Here is a 769-nt window from a genome sequence, read left to right on the forward strand (position 1 = left end):
GGTTGTGATATCAATTTATTGATCATGTATAATCTTTCTATTTGGAGAACATTCAAATGGCAAAGATTGATGTAACCTGCCCCGCTTGTCGTGCGTTTAAAGGGATCCATCGCAATGGGCGCTCACGTTCTGGTCATCAGCGTTATCTTTGCCAATCCTGCCGTCATTCCTGGCAACTTGAGTTCACTTATGCCGCATGTCGCCCCGGAACCCATAAGCAAATCGTCGATATGGCCATGAATGGCATGGGATGTCGGGCGACAGCGCGGGTGATGGGGATTGGCCTAAATACCGTGCTTCGCCACTTAAAAAGCTCAAACCCAAATCGGTAACAGAAGCCATTGCACCCGGCACCGAAGTAATTATCTGCTGTGAAATGGATGAACAATGGTCGTACGTGAAGTCAAAGAAACCGCCGCGCTGGCTCTTTTACGCCTACGACAGGACAAGACGAAAAGTGATCGCACATGTTTTTGGTTCAAGGACAAAGAAAATATTAATGCGCCTGATGGCCTTGCTGGCACCTTTCAATATCGTTATTTATATGACAGATGGCTGGAAAAGTTATGAAAAAGCATTGGCAGGGAAACTGCATGTGGTCAGTAAGCGTTATACCCAACGTATAGAGAGGCATAATCTGAACCTTCGTCAGCATTTGGCAAGACTGACGCGAAAAACATTATCTTTTTCAAAATCCATAGAAATGCATGACAGAGTTATAGGATATTATCTGAACATTCATCACTATCAATAAATTGTAGTCATAACC

At 44.1% G+C, this 769-nt stretch carries 1 protein-coding gene; it reads left to right on the plus strand.

Annotated elements, in window-relative coordinates; genetic code table 11:
- Positions 1-56: 56 nt before the first annotated feature.
- A protein-coding gene (locus Xets_RS19395) for an IS1 family transposase (RefSeq protein WP_244208842.1) occupies positions 57-754 on the plus strand; the annotation gives its coding sequence in 2 pieces (ribosomal slippage) (positions 57-306 and positions 306-754; 699 coding nt in all).
- Positions 755-769 lie beyond the last annotated feature (15 nt).

The organism is Xenorhabdus sp. TS4 (assembly GCF_014467265.1).
Lineage (GTDB): Bacteria > Pseudomonadota > Gammaproteobacteria > Enterobacterales > Enterobacteriaceae > Xenorhabdus > Xenorhabdus ehlersii.